Source organism: Ensifer adhaerens (genome assembly GCF_002940685.1).
Lineage (GTDB): Bacteria > Pseudomonadota > Alphaproteobacteria > Rhizobiales > Rhizobiaceae > Ensifer > Ensifer adhaerens_E.
In genome coordinates, this window is sequence record NZ_PNFP01000010.1 from 148,221 (window position 1) to 168,447 (window position 20,227).

General features: G+C 64.4%; 14 protein-coding genes. 11 read left to right on the top strand and 3 right to left on the bottom strand.

Annotated features, from left to right (window positions below; genetic code table 11):
* Positions 1 to 57: 57 nt before the first annotated feature.
* From ytfR to C1A35_RS20245, 5 genes are all read left to right on the top strand, one after another.
* On the top strand, positions 58 to 1,572 hold the full coding sequence (gene ytfR / locus C1A35_RS20225) for a galactofuranose ABC transporter, ATP-binding protein YtfR (protein ID WP_104666037.1): 1,515 nt from the start codon (positions 58 to 60) through the stop codon (positions 1,570 to 1,572).
* Positions 1,569 to 2,594, top strand: coding sequence for an ABC transporter permease (locus C1A35_RS20230; protein WP_234822920.1), 1,026 nt, complete (start codon positions 1,569 to 1,571; stop codon positions 2,592 to 2,594). The genes ytfR and C1A35_RS20230 overlap by 4 nt, the downstream gene beginning before the upstream one ends.
* Positions 2,591 to 3,559 carry a galactofuranose ABC transporter, permease protein YjfF gene (gene yjfF, locus C1A35_RS20235; RefSeq protein WP_104666038.1) on the top strand — a complete coding sequence of 323 codons (969 nt, stop codon included), beginning with the start codon at positions 2,591 to 2,593 and terminating at the stop codon, positions 3,557 to 3,559. Before C1A35_RS20230 ends, yjfF begins: the two co-directional genes overlap by 4 nt.
* A gap of 15 nt (positions 3,560 to 3,574) precedes the next feature.
* The gene (locus C1A35_RS20240; protein ID WP_104666039.1) at positions 3,575 to 4,303 is read left to right on the top strand and encodes a FadR/GntR family transcriptional regulator; all 729 of its coding nucleotides are present in this window, start codon (positions 3,575 to 3,577) and stop codon (positions 4,301 to 4,303) included.
* Between the two features lie 123 nt (positions 4,304 to 4,426).
* Positions 4,427 to 5,956 carry an FAD-dependent monooxygenase gene (locus tag C1A35_RS20245; protein ID WP_104666040.1) on the top strand — a complete coding sequence of 510 codons (1,530 nt, stop codon included), beginning with the start codon at positions 4,427 to 4,429 and terminating at the stop codon, positions 5,954 to 5,956.
* 104 nt (positions 5,957 to 6,060) lie between these two features.
* Here C1A35_RS20245 and C1A35_RS20250 read toward each other — a convergent pair whose 3' ends face one another.
* The 3 genes from C1A35_RS20250 to katG all read right to left on the bottom strand — a co-directional run bounded on the left by C1A35_RS20250 (position 6,061) and on the right by katG (position 12,974).
* On the bottom strand, positions 6,061 to 9,249 hold the full coding sequence (locus C1A35_RS20250; protein ID WP_104666041.1) for an efflux RND transporter permease subunit: 3,189 nt from the start codon (positions 9,247 to 9,249) through the stop codon (positions 6,061 to 6,063).
* A gap of 3 nt (positions 9,250 to 9,252) precedes the next feature.
* Positions 9,253 to 10,362, bottom strand: a complete 1,110-nt coding sequence (locus tag C1A35_RS20255; protein WP_104666042.1) for an efflux RND transporter periplasmic adaptor subunit — start codon at positions 10,360 to 10,362, stop codon at positions 9,253 to 9,255.
* A 404-nt stretch (positions 10,363 to 10,766) separates the two neighbouring features.
* Positions 10,767 to 12,974: a catalase/peroxidase HPI gene (gene katG, locus C1A35_RS20260; protein WP_104666043.1), complete on the bottom strand. Its 2,208-nt coding sequence runs from the start codon at positions 12,972 to 12,974 to the stop codon at positions 10,767 to 10,769.
* Positions 12,975 to 13,412: 438 nt separating this feature from the next.
* Here katG and C1A35_RS20265 point away from each other — a divergent pair, with 438 nt between their 5' ends.
* From C1A35_RS20265 to C1A35_RS20290, 6 genes are all read left to right on the top strand, one after another.
* Complete coding sequence (locus C1A35_RS20265) at positions 13,413 to 15,719, top strand: hypothetical protein (protein ID WP_104666044.1); 2,307 nt, start codon at positions 13,413 to 13,415, stop codon at positions 15,717 to 15,719.
* Between the two features lie 254 nt (positions 15,720 to 15,973).
* Entirely contained in the window at positions 15,974 to 16,864 is an 891-nt protein-coding gene (locus C1A35_RS20270; RefSeq protein ID WP_104666045.1) for a helix-turn-helix domain-containing protein, read from the top strand.
* Positions 16,865 to 16,984: 120 nt separating this feature from the next.
* On the top strand, positions 16,985 to 17,893 hold the full coding sequence (locus tag C1A35_RS20275) for a helix-turn-helix domain-containing protein (protein WP_104666046.1): 909 nt from the start codon (positions 16,985 to 16,987) through the stop codon (positions 17,891 to 17,893).
* 239 nt (positions 17,894 to 18,132) lie between these two features.
* Positions 18,133 to 19,038: an AraC family transcriptional regulator gene (locus C1A35_RS20280; protein ID WP_104666047.1), complete on the top strand. Its 906-nt coding sequence runs from the start codon at positions 18,133 to 18,135 to the stop codon at positions 19,036 to 19,038.
* 175 nt (positions 19,039 to 19,213) lie between these two features.
* Positions 19,214 to 19,864 (top strand): hydrolase, encoded by a 651-nt coding sequence (locus C1A35_RS20285; RefSeq protein WP_104666048.1) that lies wholly within the window; start codon positions 19,214 to 19,216, stop codon positions 19,862 to 19,864.
* A gap of 84 nt (positions 19,865 to 19,948) precedes the next feature.
* Positions 19,949 to 20,227, top strand: a complete 279-nt coding sequence (locus tag C1A35_RS20290; RefSeq protein ID WP_104666049.1) for a XapX domain-containing protein — start codon at positions 19,949 to 19,951, stop codon at positions 20,225 to 20,227.

Here is a 20,227-nt window from a genome sequence, read left to right on the forward strand (position 1 = left end):
GCGGCAGGCGCTGTGCTTCCCCGTCCGGCAGATACCAGCATCGCGGAGACGGTATCGATGCAGACCAGTAACGACATCCTTCAGGCGGTCCGGATCGAAAAGACCTTCCCGGGAACCAGAGCCCTCGACAAGGTTGATTTTCACCTCAGGCGCGGGGAGGTTCATGCGCTGCTCGGCGAAAACGGCGCCGGCAAGTCGACCCTGATCAAATGCCTGACCGGCGCCTACCGCCGCGACGGCGGCACGATCCTGCTCGATGACGTGCCCGTCGATCCGCGCGACACGTTCGAAGCCCAAGCGCTCGGCATCGGCACGGTCTATCAGGAGGTCAACCTGCTGCCGAACCTGACGGTCGCCGAGAACCTTTTCCTCGGGCGCCAGCCGCGCCGTTTCGGCATGGTCGATGCGCGCGCGATGAACCGGCGGGCACGGGATCTGCTTGCAGACTACGAACTCGACCTGGACGTCACCCGCGATCTGGCGAGCTATTCGGTAGCGATCCAGCAGGTCATCGCCATTGCGCGCGCCGTCGATCTCTCCGGCAAGGTACTGATCCTCGACGAGCCGACGGCGAGCCTCGATGCGCATGAGGTGGCGATGCTGTTTCGCATCGTGCGCCGGCTCAAGGCGAAGGGCCTCGGCATCATCTTCGTCACCCACTTTCTCGAACAGGTCTATGAGATTTCCGACCGGATTACCGTGCTCAGGAACGGGCAGCTCGTCGGAACGCGTGAAACCAGCAGTCTCGATCGCCGCGAGCTGATCGCGATGATGATCGGCCGTGAACTGGCGGCGGAAATCCACGCGCCGCGCGCGGAAGTTCAGGAAGGACCGCTGCGCTACCGGTTCCGCAATTACGGCCGCAAGGGCCGCGTCCGCCCCTTCGACCTCGATGTGCGCGCCGGCGAGGTGGTCGGCATGGCGGGCCTGCTCGGCTCCGGACGGACGGAAACCGCGGAGCTTCTCTTCGGCGCCCATCGTGCCGACAGCGGCGAGGCCGAGATCGACGGTCGTGCGGTCGACCTTGCGTCGCCGCGGGCTGCCATCCGCCATCGCTTCGGCTTCTGCCCGGAGGATCGCAAGACTTCGGGCATTATCGGCGATCTCTCGGTGCGCGAAAACATCGTGCTGGCGCTGCAGGCGCGCCGCGGCTGGACGCGGCCGATCTCGCGGGCGGAGCAGAACCGGCTGGCAGACCACTATATCCGCGCGCTCGATATCCGCACGGCCGATCGCGAGAAACCGATCAAGCTCTTGTCCGGCGGCAACCAGCAGAAGGCGATCCTCGCGCGCTGGCTTGCGACCGAGCCCGAATTCCTGATTCTCGACGAGCCGACGCGCGGCATCGACGTCGGCGCCCATGCGGAAATCGTCAAACTGATCGAGGCGCTGCGCGAAAAAGGCCTGTCGCTGATCGTCGTTTCCTCGGAGATCGAAGAACTGGTCGCCTACAGCACCCGGGTCATCGTGCTTCGCGACCGGGCTCATGTCGCCGAACTCGACGGGAACCGGATCACGGCAGATCAGATCGTTGAAGCGATCGCCGCAACCGATGAAAGGAGGACGTCTTGACGTCGTTCTTCAAGCTCTATTTCAACCGGTTGCTGCCGCAACTGATCGCGCTTGGTCTCATCATCATGGCGGTATCGCTGGTGTTTCCCGGCTTCCTCAACATCGAGATCCAGAATGGCCGTCTTTACGGCAGTCTTATCGACATCCTCAACCGCGGTGCGCCTGTCGTGCTTCTGGCAATCGGCATGACCATCGTCATCGCCACCAAGGGTATCGACCTCTCCGTCGGCGCGGTCATGGCGATCTGCGGCGCGACTGCAGCCGCTGCGATTACCTCGGGCCACTCAGTTCCCGCAACGCTGTTGATCACACTTGGCGTCGGTATTCTCTGCGGTCTCTGGAACGGGGTGCTGGTGGCGGTACTCGACATCCAGCCGATCATCGCGACGCTGGTGCTGATGGTCGCCGGGCGCGGTATCGCCCAGCTCATCACCGAGGGGGCGATCCTGACCTTCAATGACCCCGGCCTCATCTTCATCGGCAGTGGTTCCTTTGCCGGACTGCCGATGCCGGTGGTGATCTGGCTGGTCTTCGGCATGCTGATCGCGGTGCTCGTCCGGCGAACCGCGCTCGGCATGCTGATCGAGGCGATCGGCGTCAATCGCCAGGCGAGCACGCTCTCCGGCGTGCTGACGCCAGTGCTCTTGAACGCGGCCTATGTCCTTTGCGGCCTTTGTGCCGCCATCGCCGGCATCATCGCCGCGGCCGATATTCGCGGTGCCGACGCCAACAATGCCGGTCTGTGGCTGGAGCTCGATGCCATTCTCGCCGTCGTCGTCGGCGGCACGTCGCTGCTCGGCGGTCGCTTCAGCATCGCCGCATCGGTGCTCGGAGCCATCATCATCCAGGCGATCAACACCGGCATTCTGCTCTCCGGCTTCCCGCCGGAGTTCAACCTGATCATCAAGGCCGCGATCATCGTCTTCATCCTGGTGCTTCAGTCGCCGCGCGTCCGCACCGCCTTTGCCTTCCTCGTGCCGGCGCGCGGCGCGAGAAACCCGAGCGAGCGAGCCGCAAAATGAAGCCGAAATATCTTCCGCTCACTGCAACGCTCGTGATCTTCCTGCTCGGCTACGCGCTTTGTGTGGCGCAATATCCGAACATGCTGTCGACGCGCGTGATCGGCAACCTTTTGACCGACAACGCCTTCCTCGGCATCGCGGCGGTCGGCATGACCTTCGTCATCTTCTCCGGTGGCATCGATCTTTCGATCGGTTCGGTCATCGCCTTCACCGGCGTGTTTCTGGCCGTGGTGCTGGAACACACAAGCATCCACCCGCTGATTGCCTTCGCGATGGTTCTTGCGATCGCGACGCTTTTCGGCGCCGCGATGGGCGCGATCATCCACTATCTGGAGATGCCGGCTTTCATCGTCACGCTTGCCGGCATGTTTCTCGCACGCGGCATGGCCTTCGTGCTGTCGATCGACAGCATTCCGATCAAGCATCCCTTCTACGCGACCTTGAAAGGTCTCTACTTCAAGCTGCCGGGTGCAGGGCGCATCACGCTGATCGGCGGGCTGATGCTGCTCGTCTTCGCGGTCGGTATCCTGATCGCGCACCGCACGCGCTTCGGCACCAACGTCTATGCGCTCGGCGGCGGTGCGGCGACGGCGCGGCTGATGGGTGTTCCGGTGGCGGCGACGACGATCCGCATCTACGCCCTTTCGGGCCTGCTTGCGGGACTGTCCGGCATCGTCTTCTCGCTCTACACCTCGGCGGGCTATTCGCTTGCCGCCGTTGGCGTCGAGCTGGACGCGATCACCGCGGTTGTCATCGGGGGCACGCTTCTGACCGGAGGCTCAGGCTTTGTCGCCGGCACCCTGGTCGGCATCCTCATCCAGGGCCTGATCCAGACCTACATCACCTTCGACGGATCGCTGTCGAGCTGGTGGACGAAGATCCTGATCGGCCTTTTGCTCTTTGCTTTCATCCTGCTGCAGAAAGGCATCATCTTCGTTTCGCGCCACCGCCAGCAGCGGGCGTGAGGCAAGGGTCGCGCGATGTGGCCATCCCTCCAACAGCCGCGCAAACGCACGAGCCACCGGCTCGTCGTCGAGGAGCTCGGCCAGGCGGTGGTCGGAGGCGAGTTCGCGGTCGGAGACATCCTGCCCGGCGATGTCGAGCTCGCGGCGCGCTTCAACGTTTCCCGCACGGTCCTGCGCGAGGCGATGAAGACGCTCGCTGCCAAGGGGCTTGTCGTTGCCCGCGCCCGCATCGGCACCCGTGTGATGCCGCAGGCGAACTGGAACCTGTTTGATGGCGACGTGCTTTCCTGGCATTTCCGGGCCGGTGTCGATGAGGCGTTTCTTCGCCATGTCAGCGAGGTTCGCCTGGCGCTCGAACCCTATGCGGCCGGCCTGGCGGCCCGGCGCGCCACCGACGCCGACATTTCCCAGATGATGCGGCTGGCCGTCGCCATGGGCGATGCCGGCCATAGCGCGCAGACGCTGGCGCGTGCCGATCTCGAGTTCCATCTCCGCCTGCTCGAGGCGTCGCTCAATCCGTTCATGCAGACCGTCGGCAGCCTGATCGAGGCGGCGCTGATGGGGATCTTCCGATTGAGCAATGCGGCCACAGATGGCGCCGAGATCGATCGCGTCGCCGTCGCGCATATCCGCATCGTCGAAGAAATCCGGCTTCGCAACGAGGAGGGTGCGCGAACTGCGATGGAGCATGTGATCCGTGTCGGCCAGCAGCAATTGATCGCAAACCTGAAGAAGCATGGCTGACCCGCCGACGAGTGCATCAGGCGGCACGTGCTGCTTGGCTTCACCGGTCATGTGGGCGTAGGCTGGCGAGGAAGCCAAAGGGCGATGCGGCGAGGTTGGAGCCGGAGCGAGCGGAGAGGGCAGGTGTCGGAACAGGACGTTCTGATCGTCGGGGCGGGACCGACCGGCCTTGTGCTTGGTCTCTGGCTGACGGCCCAGGGTGTGAGGGTCCGTATCATCGACAAAAATGCGGCTCCCGGCCCGACCTCGCGGGCGATGGTGGTGCATGCGCGAACGCTCGAGCTTTACCGGCAGCTTGATCTGGCCGACGCCGTGGTCGAAGCGGGCCGCCGCAACCCCTCGGTCAACCTCTGGGCAAAGGGCAGGGTCAGGGCGCGAATTTCCTTCAGCCCGACCGGCGCTAAGTTTACGCCCTACCCCTTCGTTCTTGTCTACCCGCAGGACCATCACGAACGGCTGCTCGAGGCCCGACTGGAGGCCCTGGGCGTCAAGGTCGAGCGACAGACCGAGCTTGTTGATTTCGAGCACGACGGCGCCGGGGTGAGTGCGCACCTGCGATTGCCCGACGGCAGGTCGCAAGTGTGTGCGGCGCAGTATCTCGCCGGATGCGACGGTGCGCGCTCGCCGGTCCGGCACGGTCTGGAGGTCGATTTTTCCGGGGGAACCTACGACCAGACCTTCTACGTCGCGGACGTTGAAGCGCGTGGCCCGGCGGCCAATGGGGAAGTCCATATCTCGCTCGAAACAGGCGATTTCGTCGCCCTGCTTGCCTACGCCGAGGGCCGGGGCCGCCTCATCGGTCTCGTGCGGGAGAAGCGGGAGGATGCAGAGGGGCTCAGCTTCGCGGATGTGAGCCATCGCGCCATCGAAAGCCTGCGGCTCACTGTCGACAAGGTCAACTGGTTCTCCACCTACCGGGTCCACCATCGCGTTGCCGGTCGCTTCAGGTCCGGGCGTGTGTTTCTGCTCGGCGACGCCGCGCATGTGCACAGTCCGGTCGGCGGTCAGGGCATGAACACCGGCATCGGTGACGCGGTCAATCTTGCGTGGAAGCTCGCAGCCGTGCTGAAGGGGCAGGCGCCGGACGGCCTGCTCGACAGCTATGAAAGCGAACGGATCGCGTTTGCCCGCCAGCTCGTCGAAACCACCGACCGGCTGTTCACGTTCGTGACGGCGGAAGGCGGCGTCGCAGATTTTCTGCGCGTCCATGTCGCGCCCGGTCTGGCAGGCATCGCCTACCGCGTCGGCGGTGTCAGAGAATTCCTGTTCCGCATTCTGTCGCAGACGCAGCTCAATTATCGCGGCGGCCCCTTGAGCCGGGGTGCGCATGGCCGGGTGCAGGGCGGCGATCGGCTGCCCTGGCTACGCGTCAATGGCCTCGACAACTACGCTTCGCTTGCAGCCATTGCCTGGCAGGTGCATGTCTATGGCGAAGTGCGCAACGACATAAGAGCGTGGTGCGCGGCCAAGCACATGCCGCTTCACGTCTTCCCGTGGGGCGAGCAGCAGGCGGCCGCCGGCCTGGCGCGGGACGCCGCCTATCTGCTGCGCCCGGACACCTATGTGGCGCTGGTTGCCGAACCGGCGATGCCCGAAACCGTGGAAACGTACTTCGCCGAGCACGGGATCCGCCTGTCGCCCGTTCCTGCCTGAAGGTCGCCGCAGGAGCGGCGCCGTCCGCCGCCGGTGCCTCGTCGCGGACCAGCCGGAACCGCGACGAGCAGGTCTCTCCCTCTCGCGTTGAAAGCGACCGGCCGTCAGTGCCCGGCCGGCGTCTCGACCTTGCCTTCAACCGCATCGCTCTCGACGGCCGGATGCCGGGAGATGCCGGCGAGCTTGTGGCCGCGTTCGCGCAGCCACTGGAAGGCGACGTAGAGCGCCGGGATGACGAAGATGCCGACGAGCGCTGCGGCAAGCATGCCGCCGGCAACGCCGGTGCCGACCGCACGGCGGCTGAGTTCGCCGGCGCCCTTGGCGATCACCAGCGGCACCAGGCCGACGATGAAGGCGAAGCTCGTCATCATCACGGCGCGGAAACGGGCGCGTGCGCCTTCGATCGCCGCATCGACGATGCTTGCGCCGGCCTCGCGGTGCGCCTTGGCGAACTCGACGATCAGGATCGCGTTCTTGGAGGCGAGCGCGATCAGCACGACGAGGCCGATCTGGGCGTAGATGTCGAAGGAAAGCCCGGCGACAAGCACCGAAAGCAGCGCGCCCGACACCCCGAAGGCGACCGACAAGAGCACCGGCACGGGGATCGTCCAGCTTTCGTAGAGCGCCACGAGGAAGAGGTAGGCGAAGAGCACGGCCATCGCCAGGATCGCGGTGGTCTTGCCGGCCGCCTCCAGTTCCTGCAGCGCCGTGCCCGTCCATTCGTAGCTATAGCCGGGTGGCAGGGTCGAGGCAGACAGCGCTTCCATCGCGGCAAGCGCCTCGCCCGAGGAATGGCCGGCGGCCGGCTGGCCGTTCAGCGTGATCGAGCGATAGTTGTTGTAGCGCACGATCGATTGCGGACCGACGATGTAATCGACCTTGGCGACCGAGGCGACCGGCACCATGTCGCCGTTCGTATTGCGTACGTGGAGGCGCTGGATGTCGTCCACCGCGTTGCGGTCGGCTTGCGCCGCCTGCATCGTCACTTTCCAGGTGCGGCCGAACAGGTTGAAGTCGTTGACGTAATAGCTGCCGAGCGTGCCCTGCAGCGTGGTAAAGAGGTCGCTCACCGAAACGCCGAGTGCCTGCAGGCGGTCACGGTCGATGTCGAGATAGAGCTGCGGGGAACTCGCCGAATAGGTGGTGAAGGTCGGCCCCAGCGCCGGGTTCTGGTTGGCGGCGATGATCAGCCCGCCCGCCGTTGCCGAAAGGTCGGCGACCGAACGGCCCTGCAGGTCGAGCAACTGGTACTCGAAGCCCGAGCCGGTGCCGAGGCCCATGATCGGTGGCAGGTTGAAGGCGAAGATCTGCGCGCCGCGGATCGCTTGACCCTTGACCATGGCGGTGCGGATTGCCGCTTCGACGCCGGCCGCATCGCTCAGGCGCTCCGCAAAGGGTTTCATCGTGACGATGGCGAAGGCCGAGTTGGACTTGGAAAGGCCGTCGAGGAAGGAGTAGCCGGTGACGGTGATGACGTTGGCAACGCCCTCGATGCCGCCCAGCATCGTCTCGACCTGTTTCACGACTTCGTCGGTGCGGTTGTAGGAGGCGCCTTCCGGCAGGCGGATTTCGGTGAAGAATGCGCCCTGGTCTTCCGCCGGCAGGAAGCCGGTCGGCACGACCTTGAAGAGGAAGCCCGTGGCGACGAAGGCGACGGCGAGCAATGCCAGGCCGATGATCGCGCGGCGGGCGATGTGCCCGGCGACGAAGGCATAGCCGTCGCGCCCCTTGTCGATGGTCCGCGAGATATAGCCGAGGATGCCGCGCTTGGGTCCGTGATGGGGTTTCAAGAGCACCGCGCAGAGCGCCGGGCTCAGCGTCAGTGCGTTGATTGCCGAGATCACCATCGACACCGAAACGGCGACGGCGAACTGCTGGAAAAGCTGGCCGCTAAGACCCGGGATGAAGGCGACGGGCACGAAAACGGAGAGCAGCACGAGCGTGATGGCGACGATGGCGCCGGTGATTTCACCCATGGCGCGTCTTGCCGCTTCCGCAGCCGAGAGACCGGGATTTTCCTCCATCACACGCTCGACATTCTCGACCACCACGATCGCGTCGTCGACGACGATGCCGATCGCCAGCACCATGGCGAGCAGCGACACGGTGTTGAGCGAGAAGCCCATGGCGAGCAGCACGGCGAAGGTGCCGATGAGCGCGACGGGAACGGCGACGAGCGGGATCAGCGTCGCCCGCCAGTTCCCGAGGAACAGGAAGACGATGATGATGACGAGGACGAAGGCTTCAAGCAGCGTCTCTTCGACGTTGTCGACGCTGGCTTCGACGAACTGTGCGGTGTCGTAGGCGACCGAATAGGTCAGGCCCGGCGGGAAGGATTTCGACAATCGCTCCATCGCCTCCTGCACGCCCCTGGCGGCGGCAAGGGCGTTGGCGCCGGGCGCCTGGTAGGTGCCGATCATGGCGACCGGCTTGCCGTTGATCCGGGCGTTGCTGTCCGAGCTTGCGGCGCCGAGGTCTACACGCGCGACATCGCGGATGCGCACAAAGGAGCCGTCGGGCCGTGCACGCAGGACCACGTCCTCGAACTGCTTGGGATCGGTAAGGCGCCCTTGCGTCTGCAGGTTCAATTGGAACAGCGGGTCGTCGGTCATCGGCTGGGCGCCGATGCGGCCGATGGCGGCCTGGACGTTCTGGGCCTTCAGCGCGTTGATCACATCGGTCGGCGTCAGGTCGAGGCTGGTCATCCGGTCGATGTCGAGCACGACGCGCATGGAATAATCCTGCGCGCCGAAGAGCTGGGCGTCGCCGACGCCGGGCACGCGCTTGATCGTGTCGAGCACGTTGATCGTGGCGTAGTTGGAGAGAAACAGGCTGTCGAAGTCCTGCTTCTCGTCGGCGGCATAGATGGTGACCACCTGCATCAGCGCCGAGGACTTCTTGCGCACGCTGACGCCGCTCTGCTTGACCTCGGAGGGAAGGCCCGCTTCGGCGAGCGACACCCGGTTCTGCACGTTGACGGTGGCGATGTCAGGATCGGTGCCGACGGCGAAGGTGACGGTCAGCGTATAGGAGCCATCGGCGCCGCTGGTCGACTTCATGTAGAGCATGTCGTCGACACCGACGACCTTGCTCTCGATCGGCTGGGCAACGGTGGTTTCGACCACATCGGCGCCGGCGCCGGGATAGCTGGCCGTGACGCTGACCTGCGGCGGCACGATGTCGGGAAACTGGGCAATCGGCAGACGGGTGAGCGCAAGCAGGCCCGCCAGCGTCAGCACGATGGAAATGACCGTCGCGAAGCGCGGGCGATCGATAAAGATCTCTGAAATCATCGCTTAGCCACCCGCTGCCGTGGCGGCATCGACGGTGATGCCCGGGCGAACCTTGCCGGCGCCCTCGGTGATGACGTTCTCGCCTTCCTTGAGGCCCTTGCTGATCACCGCCTGGCCGCGGGCGTTGCGCGCCACGTCGACACGGCGAAGCTCCACCTTGGAACCGGCATCGACAACCAGGACGAAGGCGCCCTGCTGGTCGCGCTGGACCGCCTGTTGCGGTATGGCGAGCACGTCCTGCTTGTCGGATTGTTCGAGCATGACGCGCACGAGCGCGCCGTCGAGCAGGATGCTGTCCGGATTGGGAAACTCGGCGCGCACGGTCACCGTGTCCGTCCCTTGCGAAACGTTGCTGGCGACGAAGTTGATCGTGCCCTTCTGCTTGTACTCCGTGCCGTTCGGCAAGCCCAGCGCGACATTGGCGCCGCCGCTGATCTCGCCCTTCAGCACCCGCTCGCGATAGTCGAGATAGAGCGCGGTGGCGACCGGAAACTGGACATAGATCGGGTCGAGCCGGGTCAGCGTCACGAGCGAGCCGCTATCCGGGCCGACGAGGGCGCCGACATCGGCCGCCGTCAGGCCGACGATGCCGTCGAAGGGCGCGGTGATCTTGGTATAGGAGAGGTTGAGGTCGGCGTTGTCCTTGCTGCCCTTCAGTCGGATCAGGTCGCCTTCGGTTTTCCTGACCTGCGCGTGCGCTTCGTCGACCTTGGCTTGGCTGATCGTCCTGCTGGTGAGGAGCTGCTCGGCGCGGTCGCGCTCGAGGATCGCGAATTCCTTGGCGGCTTCGGCCGCCTCGATCTGCCCTTCGATCTCCTGCACGGCGGCGCGGTAGGCGCCGTCTTCGACCCGGTAGAGTTCCGTCCCGGCCGTGACCTTCTGCCCTTCGGTGAAGTTGACCGCTTCGAGGAAACCCGAGACGCGGGCGCGAATGTCGACCTTCTGGATTGCCGTGACCTTGCCTGTCAGATCCACGCTTTCGCGCAGGTCCATGATCGTGGCTGGAGCCACGACCACGGCCGGCGCCTGTTGCGCGAATGCCGTTTGCGCGGAAAGCCCGATCGCGACAAGCAATGCTGATGAGAGTGAGAGGGCAGGAATTCTCGAACGCATGCAACGTTTCCCCTGAACGAAACAGCCGGAGATGACTTCAGTCGCCTTGGCAGTGCGTTGAAATCAGAACATGTTATCCCTGCCAAGTCACGCAATCATTGGTTGATTTCAGCGAAGGCTTGAAAAGATAACGCAAACGCCGGCTGATGGCGGTTTCAAGGAGAACTTGTTACAAAAGCAATGATTTGCCGAAACATCGCCCGCTCAAGCCAGAGGGAGGCGATAGCCTGATTCTGCCGGATTCCGGTTGAAGGGGTCGCCTGCGGGCGAACGTTTTACGTGTGCCGAGCCGTCACAATTGGCAGGTCGGTTCTGCAACCTTAGGTGACGGCTTGGAGCGTCGGGCAGACGGGCCCCGGTGCGATGCCGGGACCCGAATCGGTATTACGAGTGGATCGGCCCCGTCAAACGAGATCGAAACGGTCGGCGTTCATCACCTTGTTCCAGGCGGCGACGAAGTCACGCACGAACTTCGCCTTGGCATCCGACTGGCCGTAGACTTCGGCGATCGCGCGAAGCTGCGAGTTCGAACCGAAGACGAGATCGACTCGGGTGGCAGTCCGCTTGACGTCGCCGGTCTTGCGGTCGCGCCCTTCAAAGACATCCTTCGCCTCCGAGGTCGCCGTCCAGGCCGTGCCCATGTCGAGCAGGTTGACGAAGAAGTCGTTGCTGAGCGTTTCCGGGCGATCGGTGAAGACGCCGTGCGCGGTCTGGCCGTGGTTCGCGCCGAGGACGCGCAGACCCCCGACGAGCACGGTCATTTCCGGCGCAGTCAGCGTCAGGAGCTGCGCCCTGTCGATCAGCAGCTCTTCCGGCGAGACGGCGTACTGGGCCCGCTGGTAGTTGCGGAAACCGTCGGTGATCGGCTCGAGGACCGCGAAGGACTCGACATCGGTCTGCTCCTGCGAGGCATCCATGCGGCCCGGCGCGAAGGCAACCTCGATGTCGTGGCCGGCCGCTTTCGCCGCCTTTTCGACGGCGGCGCCGCCGCCAAGCACGATCAGGTCGGCAAGCGACACTTTCTTGCCGCCGGACTGCGCGTCGTTGAAGGCGCGCTGGATGCCTTCAAGCGTCTCCAGAACCTTCGCAAGCTGCGCCGGCTGGTTGACCTGCCAATCCTTCTGCGGGGAAAGGCGGATGCGCGCGCCGTTGGCGCCGCCGCGCTTGTCCGAACCACGGAAGGTCGAGGCCGACGCCCAGGCGGTCGAGACCAGCTCGGAAACCGAAAGGCCCGAGGCAAGGATCTTTGCCTTGAGGTCGGCGATATCCTTGGCGTCGACGAGGGGATGATCGACGGCCGGGATCGGATCCTGCCAGATCAGTTCTTCGGCCGGTACTTCCGGGCCGAGATAGCGGGCGCGCGGCCCCATGTCGCGGTGGGTGAGCTTGTACCAGGCGCGGGCAAACGCGTCGGCGAAGGCGTCCGGGTTCTCGTAGAAGTGCCGTGCGATCTTCTCGTAGGCCGGGTCGACGCGCAGCGCCAGGTCCGTCGTCAGCATGGACGGCGCGTGGCGCTTGGACTTGTCATGCGCATCCGGCACGGTGCCGGCACCCATGCCGTGCTTCGGGGTCCACTGATGCGCGCCGGCCGGGCTCTTCGTCAGCTCCCATTCGTAGCCGAAGAGGTTCCAGAAGAAGTTGTTGCTCCACCTGGTCGGCGTGGTCGTCCAGGTGACTTCGAGGCCGCTGCTGATGGTGTCGCCGCCACGGCCGCTGCCGTAGGTGCTCGCCCAGCCGAGGCCCTGTTCCTCGATGCCGGCACCTTCCGGCTCGCGGCCGACATTGGCGGCATCACCGGCGCCGTGGGTCTTGCCGAAGGTGTGGCCACCGGCGATCAGCGCCACGGTTTCCTCGTCGTTCATCGCCATGCGCGCGAAGGTCTCGCGGATGTCGCGGGCGGCGGCGAGCGGATCCGGATTGCCGTTCGGGCCTTCCGGGTTGACGTAGATCAGGCCCATCTGCACGGCAGCGAGCGGGTTTTCGAGATCCCGATCGCCGGAATAGCGCTTGTCGTCGAGCCAGGTCTTCTCGGTGCCCCAGTAGATGTCTTCTTCCGGCTCCCAGACGTCAGGGCGTCCGCCGGCAAAGCCAAAGGTCTTGAAGCCCATCGATTCGAGCGCGACGTTTCCGGTGAGGATCATCAGGTCGGCCCAGGAAATGCTGTTGCCGTATTTCTGCTTGATCGGCCAGAGGAGGCGGCGCGCCTTGTCGAGATTGACATTGTCCGGCCAGCTGTTGAGCGGCGCAAAGCGCTGCTGTCCGGCACCTGCGCCGCCGCGGCCGTCACCGGTGCGGTAGGTGCCGGCGCTATGCCAGGCCATGCGGATGAAGAGCGGGCCGTAATGTCCGAAGTCGGCCGGCCACCAGTCCTGCGAATCGGTCATCAGCGCAGTGAGGTCGTTCTTCAGCGCCTCAAGGTCGAGCTTCTTGAACGCCTCGGTGTAGTCGAAGGCTTCGCCCATCGGATCGGACAGCGAGGAGTTCTGGTGCAGGATCTTCAGGTTGAGCTGGTTCGGCCACCAGTCGCGGTTTGAGGTGCCGGGCGACTGAGCACTCGTCTGGGCTCCGTGCATGACGGGACATTTGCCCGTTTTTTCGGCTTTCGCGTCCATTTTTATCTCCCTTCAAGATGGCGTGAATTCGGGGCGGATCAGAGGAAAAGCGCGAGGCGCGCGCAGGCGCCCAGCCAAGCCCACGGCCCGGCATCTCTTGTGCCGTCGGTGGTTGTCGTTCCGCGAAGCGGTATCGCCACTGGCTGCGTCTCCCTCATTGTGCCGCGGACTCTATCAAAGTGGTTCCATTAATTTAAGTTGGATTTCCTGATTGCGGCGATAAGGCGATCCTATCGCTAATGGACGCGGTCCCGCAGGCGCATGCTTGCAGCCATCCATGCATCTTTGATGACGCGCGAGCGTTTCCCGATTGCAGCCGATACAAGAAAATTGTTGCACTGCACTCACGTCAAACTTGCGGAAGAAAGCGCCAATGGTTAGTCACACCGCAACGACTCAAGAGCGTTTCATTTTTCGTGTGACGAAAGGACAGATATCGTGGCTGAGACAGATACGAAAACCGGCAGTGGCCGCCGCAAGGCGCTCTGGGCTGCAGTCGCGGTGATCGCGATCGCAGCCGCCGGTGTGGTCGGCGGCAAGTTCATGCTTGAAAAGGCGGTCGGAACCTTCATCGCCGAACGCGGCGGCAAGGCCGGCTCGGTCGAGGCGGATTTCTTCGGACGCATCCACCTGCGCGACGTCACGCTGCCCTTCGCCGACGGCGTCAGTGCGCGCATCGCGGCGATCGACGGGCGCCCGAAGATCTTCTCGCTGAGCGGCAAGCTCGACGTGAAGGGCCTCGAGCTCGACCTGAAGGCGGCCAAGCTGTCCGTGCCTGCGGCGACGCTGGAAGATCCCGACTTTTTCGCAGCCGGCCTGACGGCGAGCGGCGAAAAGACGGACCTTTTGAAGCGCATCGAGCGCTTCGCGGCAAAACAGGTCTCCGCGCCCGAGGTTGCCGTTGTTCAGAACGTTGCCGGCTCCGAGCAGAAGACGGTCTACAAGGATGTCCGGCTCGAGGATATCGCCGGCGGTCAGGTGGCACGCTACTCGGCGAGCGCTGCCACTTTCGCTTTTTCCATGGACGTTCCCGATGGCGAAGGCGCGACGAAGCGGGAAAAGATGGACGGCACCATGGGCGCCGTCTCAGGCGAGCGCTTCGATGTCGCCTACATGGCCCGCATCTACACGCAGAAGGCCGGTCCTGAAGACAAGGAGCCGAAGCTGCTCTACGGCCCGATCTCGGTGAAGAATCTCGCCTTCTCCGATAGCAAGTCGCGCTTCGGCTATGACGAAGTGCGCAGCAGCGGCCTCAGCGTCCGCATGCCGACCGAGCCGCTTCTCGAAACGCTCGAGCAGCTCCAGGCGGTCAGCGATCCGGAAGCCCTGCCGCCGGCGGAACGCCAGGCATTCTTCAAGCGCATCCTTTCGTTGGCCGACATGCTGGCAAAGGGCGACATGGAACTGCTCGGCCTGAAGATGGAAGTGCCGGAGCAGGACAGCGCCGAGGGCAAGCTCGTGAAGCTCGCCGTCGACAAGATGTCGTTCCAGCTTAACGGCCGCAGCTTCGACGGCACGATGAACGGTGTCACCGCGGGCGAGGGGACCGATTACTTCAAGTTTGCCGAAGCCAGCATCAAGGGCTTCTCCTGGGCTCCGACCATGGAAGCACTGACGAAGCTTGCGGGCCTGAAGGAGGAGGAATTCGAAACCTTCCCCTACACAACGCTGATGCCGGAATTCGGCACGATCCGGATCGCCGGGCTCGACGTGGACATGCCCGGCACCGACCCGGCGGCCGTGACGGACAGCGAAACCGTCGAGGACGACCAGAGCACGACCGAAACCGAAGCCGACCCGTCGGTCAGCGCCGAACAGGCGCCGGAAGCCGAGCAGGTGCCGGAAGCCGAACAGGTGCCGGGTGAGGCGACTGACGGCGAAGCCGCCAGCGACGCGGCGGTCCCCGGCAATGCGACAGAGCCGATGGCCGAGGCGCCTGCAGAGCAGTCAGCGGATGAAGCGACCGACGGCGACGCCGCCAGCGACGCGGAGATCGCCGGTGAAGTTGCGGAAGACCCCATGGCCGAGGCGCCGGTAGAGCAGTCGGCCGTTCCGGCCGTTCCGGAACGCGTTCGTTTCACGCTCGACACCTACGAAATCGCGCTGACGAAGCCGCGCAACGGCATTCCGACCGATGTCCGCGTCAGCTATCGCGACCTCAGCGTTCCGATCCCCGCGGACACGCAGGAAGAGGGCTTCAAGACGCTGCGCAAGATCGGTCTCGACAAGCTGGTCTTCTCCTCCAACGTCGAACTGTCGTGGGATGAGCCCAACGAGAACCTTGTCATCAAGGAGATCTCGCTTGCTGGCAAGGACATGGGCAGCTTCTCCTTCGCAGGCCTGATGGGTGGCGTTTCGAAGGACTTCTTCTCCGGCGATCTGAACGCCGCGCAGATCGGGCTCTTTGGCCTGACCGCGCGGGAGGCGAAACTCACGCTGGAAGACAAGGGCATCCTCGCCAAGGGCATCAAGCTCTACGCTGAGGAAAACCACATGACCGAGGACAGCGTTCGCGGCCTGCTCGTGCTGATGACCAGCGCCGGCGTGCAGCATTTCGCGGCGACCCAGCCGAAGCTGCAGGAAGCGGCGACCGCGCTGACCCAGTTCATCAGCAAGCCCGGCACCTTCACGCTGACGGTCAAGGCCAAGGAGCCGGCCGGTATCGGAGCCCTCGAATTGATGGGGGCGGCGGAGAACCCGGCGCTTCTGCTCGACAAGGTCGATCTCGAAGCGACGGCGCAGTAAAAACCGATCGCGGGCCGCGTCAACGACGCGGCCCGCGGCATTTCAGGCTCTGCCACGCCGGCATGCGTTTTCGTCGACGCAGTCGTTTCGGGCCAAATGTGAGCAAAAGGTACAAGAAATCGACGGCCGCTGTCGGCATGTTTCCTCTCGATCAACGGCAGCCTGCGCGGTAGACGGGGCGGCTTTCGCCCCTGTGTCGAAGCGGTCCGCCGCAACAACGTGCTCCATCGCCCGAAGGCGAGGGTGGAAAGACAATGACAGAGCCAAACGGTGTTGGAGCATGCTTCGGCGAGCCGAGCGCTCCGTTTCTCGTCGCGCACCCCGTCCGCGACGCCCGCTTTTCGGTAACGCGGCTGCAGTGCCGGCTGAACGGGGCGCCGGGTCGCCTGGTGTCCTTGCCTGCCGACGATGCCTATTTCCTGATGTTCTATTTTGACGACGCCGCGCATTGCGACGTGTTGCCCGACGGCGGCAGCGGGGAAGTGCGGCGCTACAGGCAGGGGTCGATCTGCCTTGTCGATCTGGCGCAAGGCGCCAGCGTGCGGCTCGTCAGCGATCTCGATTCGCTTGGCTTTCGTCTGCCGCGGGCGCTGTTTCGCGAAGTGGCCGGGTATTCGAACGCCCCGACGCTGACCAGCCTGCGCTGCCGCCGTGGTGAAATCGACGAGGTGATGCTGAACCTGGCGCAGGCTCTGCTGCCGCTCTTTGCAGCAGACAACGGTGACGCCGATCCTGTAATGCGCCATATCGCCATCGCCATCTGCGCGCATCTCCTGCATGCCTATCCGCAAAGGCCGACTGGCTCGGGCGAAAGCGCTCTGTCCGTGTGGCAGGAGAAGGCTGCGAAGGACTTCATGATCGATCATTGGAACGAGGATTTCCCGTCCGCCGCTGCGGCGGCCGCCGCCGGCGTGCCGCAGGACGATTTCATTGCGGGATTCCAGGCGGTCGCCGGCGGGACGCCGCAGCAATGGCTGATGCGGTATCGGATCGGGCGCGCCAAGCGCTATCTTATCGCGGGCGATGGAACGCTCGCCGATATCGCGCGCCGATGCGGCTTTGCGGACGAGGAGCGCTTCGCGGACGCGTTTCGTGCGGTAGCTGGCGTCTCGCCTTCCGCTTGGCGGGCGCGCTGGCTGCAATGATGGATGCGGCTCTTGTCCTTGACGCAACGTCAACGAATTGCCGCTGTTTCACGACGGCCGGCCGTTGTAGCATCCGCGGCACTGTTCCAGCCGGTGCAGCAAAGCGGGAGATGGCGTCCGATGGCCTTGCTTGATGCATTGAACACAGTCGATCGTACGCCAGGCCCCACGGTCCGGTCGATCAGCGCCGGCGACATAACGGTCACACGGACCTTTTCCGATCGTTTCGACCTGGAGGTCGCGCCGGAGATGCCGGTTTCGGACGCCTTCAACGTTGTCGTCGAGATGCGTGACTTCGAGGCGCATCGGCTGTGGCGCCGTGGAGAACTCGTCTTCGAGGGCGGAGACTCGAAGGCCTCGATCGCGATCACCGATCTTCGCGACCAATGGCGATGCCACCATCTCTCTCCCTTCGACAATGTCCGCTTCGAGATCCCTTTCGCCTCGATGCGCGCCTTTGCCGAGGGGACGGGGCGGGGCGAATACGTGTCGCTGTCGCCGGTCAGGGGGCGAGCCGACCCCGTCATGTTCGGCCTAGCCCAGGCATTGCTGCCATCGCTCGACGAGCCCGAGAACGCCAACCGGCTCTTCATCGAGCAGATCAATCTGGCCGCGCTCGCCCATCTCAGCCAGACCTATGGCGGGCTGCATTTTCCCGTCGACAGAAAGGGCACACTCGCGCCCTGGCAGGAAAAGCTGGCGACCGAGTTTCTGGTCGCATCCTTCAACACCGCCTTTTCCGTCGGCGACCTGGCTGCCCGATGCCAGCTGTCGCGCAGCTACTTCAACAAGGCGTTCAAGGAAAGTTTTGGGTGCACGCCTTCGAAGTGGCTCACCGGGTATCGTGTCGCTCGCGTCAAGGAGTGCCTGTCGCAGGACGTCTCGCTTGCCGAAATCGCGATCAGCTGCGGCTTTGCCGACCAGAGCCACATGACCCGGGTTTTCACGAGCCACACGGGCGAGACGCCCGCGCGCTTCAGGCGCAGAAGCCGGCCCCTTGGCGTCGCCGCCGATCGACCGCCGCAATAGGGTGTGGAGAGGGCGCGCCCTCCGTCAAATTCTTCAAAACACCTGACGAACGTGCAAGAAAGATGCGGTCGCCCGGGCGATGATACGGGTGCTCGCAGCAGACGATCCGGCGGGTCAGAGTGAACGACGCCGAGGCTTCGCATGCGCACCGCATTCCGCTCGTCTTTCCCGACGCGTGCGGTTTGACGGGGACACCGGCGACGGCAGGTTGGTTTCGACATCAAGGAGCGAAGACGAACATGGATGCCTCCGCTGCCCCGGTTGGAACGCAGCCACGCGACAGTCTCGGATGCTCGCTCGATCGTCTCGACGACGACCGGATGATCGAAGGCCGCGACATGGTCTTCTATCGCAAGCGGTCAGCTCTTGGGCCGCCCGACAGGGTCGCCACGCCCGCCAATGGACGCGGATACCTGATCGGACTGTCGCTTGCCGGAGGGCACAAGCGTCGCGTTCATGGCGCGCATCATTCGACGATCCAGGAGTTTGCGTCCAGTTCCATCTATGTCAGAAATTTCGCCGACGACTACAAGGCGGACCTGAGCGGATCCTTTGACTTCGCCTTGCTCGAGATCGGTCGTGGCGGGCTCGACCGCATTGCCGATGCCGCAAATCTGGCAGGTGTCAGCGAATTGCGCTCGCTTGCCGGCCCCGCCGACCCGGTCCTTGGCGGCTTGTTGTGCGCCCTGTTTGCGCGTGTCGACGGACGCACGGACCGCAGCGCGCTCTTCGTTGATCAGCTCTCGGTGGCGATCGGCATGCATGTGGTGCGCCAGTACGGCAACGGTCGCGGCGATGCGGCTGCCGGCGGCCGGCGATTGTCGCAGCGCTGCCAGGCGAAGATCCGCGATCTCGTGCGCGATCGCCTCGACGGCGAGCTGACCGTCGAGGAACTGGCTGCGACCTGCAACCTGTCGCAGGCGACGTTCCTCAGGGCGTTCCGCGAGACGCTCGGGAGCACGCCCTATCGCTGGCTGCTGAACCAGAGGATCGAGAAGGCCAAGGATCTGTTGCAGTTCACCCAGACGCCGCTCAGCGAAATCGCCACGAGCTGCGGCTTTTCGGACCAGAGCCATTTTACCCGCGCCTTCGTGCAGGCAGCGGGGGCCACGCCCCGCCTGTGGCGCCGCAGCCGGCAATCATAGGCCTGCCAGCCAGTATGGTTGTGCGGCCAAGCGGCTCGGATCAGATTGCCTGTCTCCGGCATGGCGAGCGAAATTTTCAAAAATCCGTCTTTGGCGACAAGAACCGGTCGCCGGTCGGCGGCATAGTTGGAGCCCTCCAGAAGGAGTTTAATTTCAACAGCAAGAGGTCACGACCATGTCCGCCACAGCGACCCCCGGCAAACTCCTCGTCTCACCCAGGGACCACACCCTGATCATGATCGACTTCCAGTCGCAGATGTCCTTTGCGACCAAGTCGATCGATGCGGTTCTCCTGCGCAACAACGCGGCGCTGGTTGCCCATGCGGCGGCCGGCTTCGGCGTTTCGACGATCCTCACCACCGTTGCCGAGAAGACTTTCTCCGGCCCGATGTTTTCCGAGATCACCGACGCCTTCCCGGGTCAGAAGCTTCTCGACCGGACATCGATGAACACCTGGGAAGACGCAGCCGTGATCGACGAGGTCAACCGCATCGGCAAGAAGCGGCTCGTCATGTGCGGCCTGTGGACCTCGGTCTGCATCGTCGGCCCGACGCTCTCGGCGCTCGACCAGGGCTTCGAGGTCTATGTCATCGCCGACGCCTGCGGCGACGTTTCCGACGAGGCGCACGAGCGTGCCATGGATCGCATGGTGCAGGCCGGCGTGCGGCCGATGACCGCGCTGCAATACATGCTCGAACTGCAGCGCGACTGGGCGCGCACCGAGACCTACGACATGACCACCGGCATCGCCAAGAAGTTCGGCGGTGCCTACGGCCTCGGCATCATCTACGCCAAGTCGATGTTCGGCGCGTCCGAAGGCCACTGACAGAACGTTTCCGCGCTCTAGATTAACGCTCTGGCCGCCTCGATGCGGCCTCGGCGGCACCTCTATCCCGTGAAGGAGTTGGCGATGAAGATGTACCTTCTCTCGCTCGGCGCCGGGCTGCTTGTCGGCGTCATCTACGCGCTGCTCAACGTTCGCTCGCCGGCGCCGCCGGTCATCGCGCTGATAGGATTGCTTGGCATCCTCATCGGCGAGCAATCCGTTCCGCTGGTCAAACGCGCCTTGTCGGGCGAGCCGGTCAATCTTTCCTGGTTCAATCGGCAGTGCATGCCGCATGTCTTCGGCCATCTGCCCGGCGGGCCCGGCAAGGCGATCGACGAGACTGCCAAGGATGAAAGGGCCTGA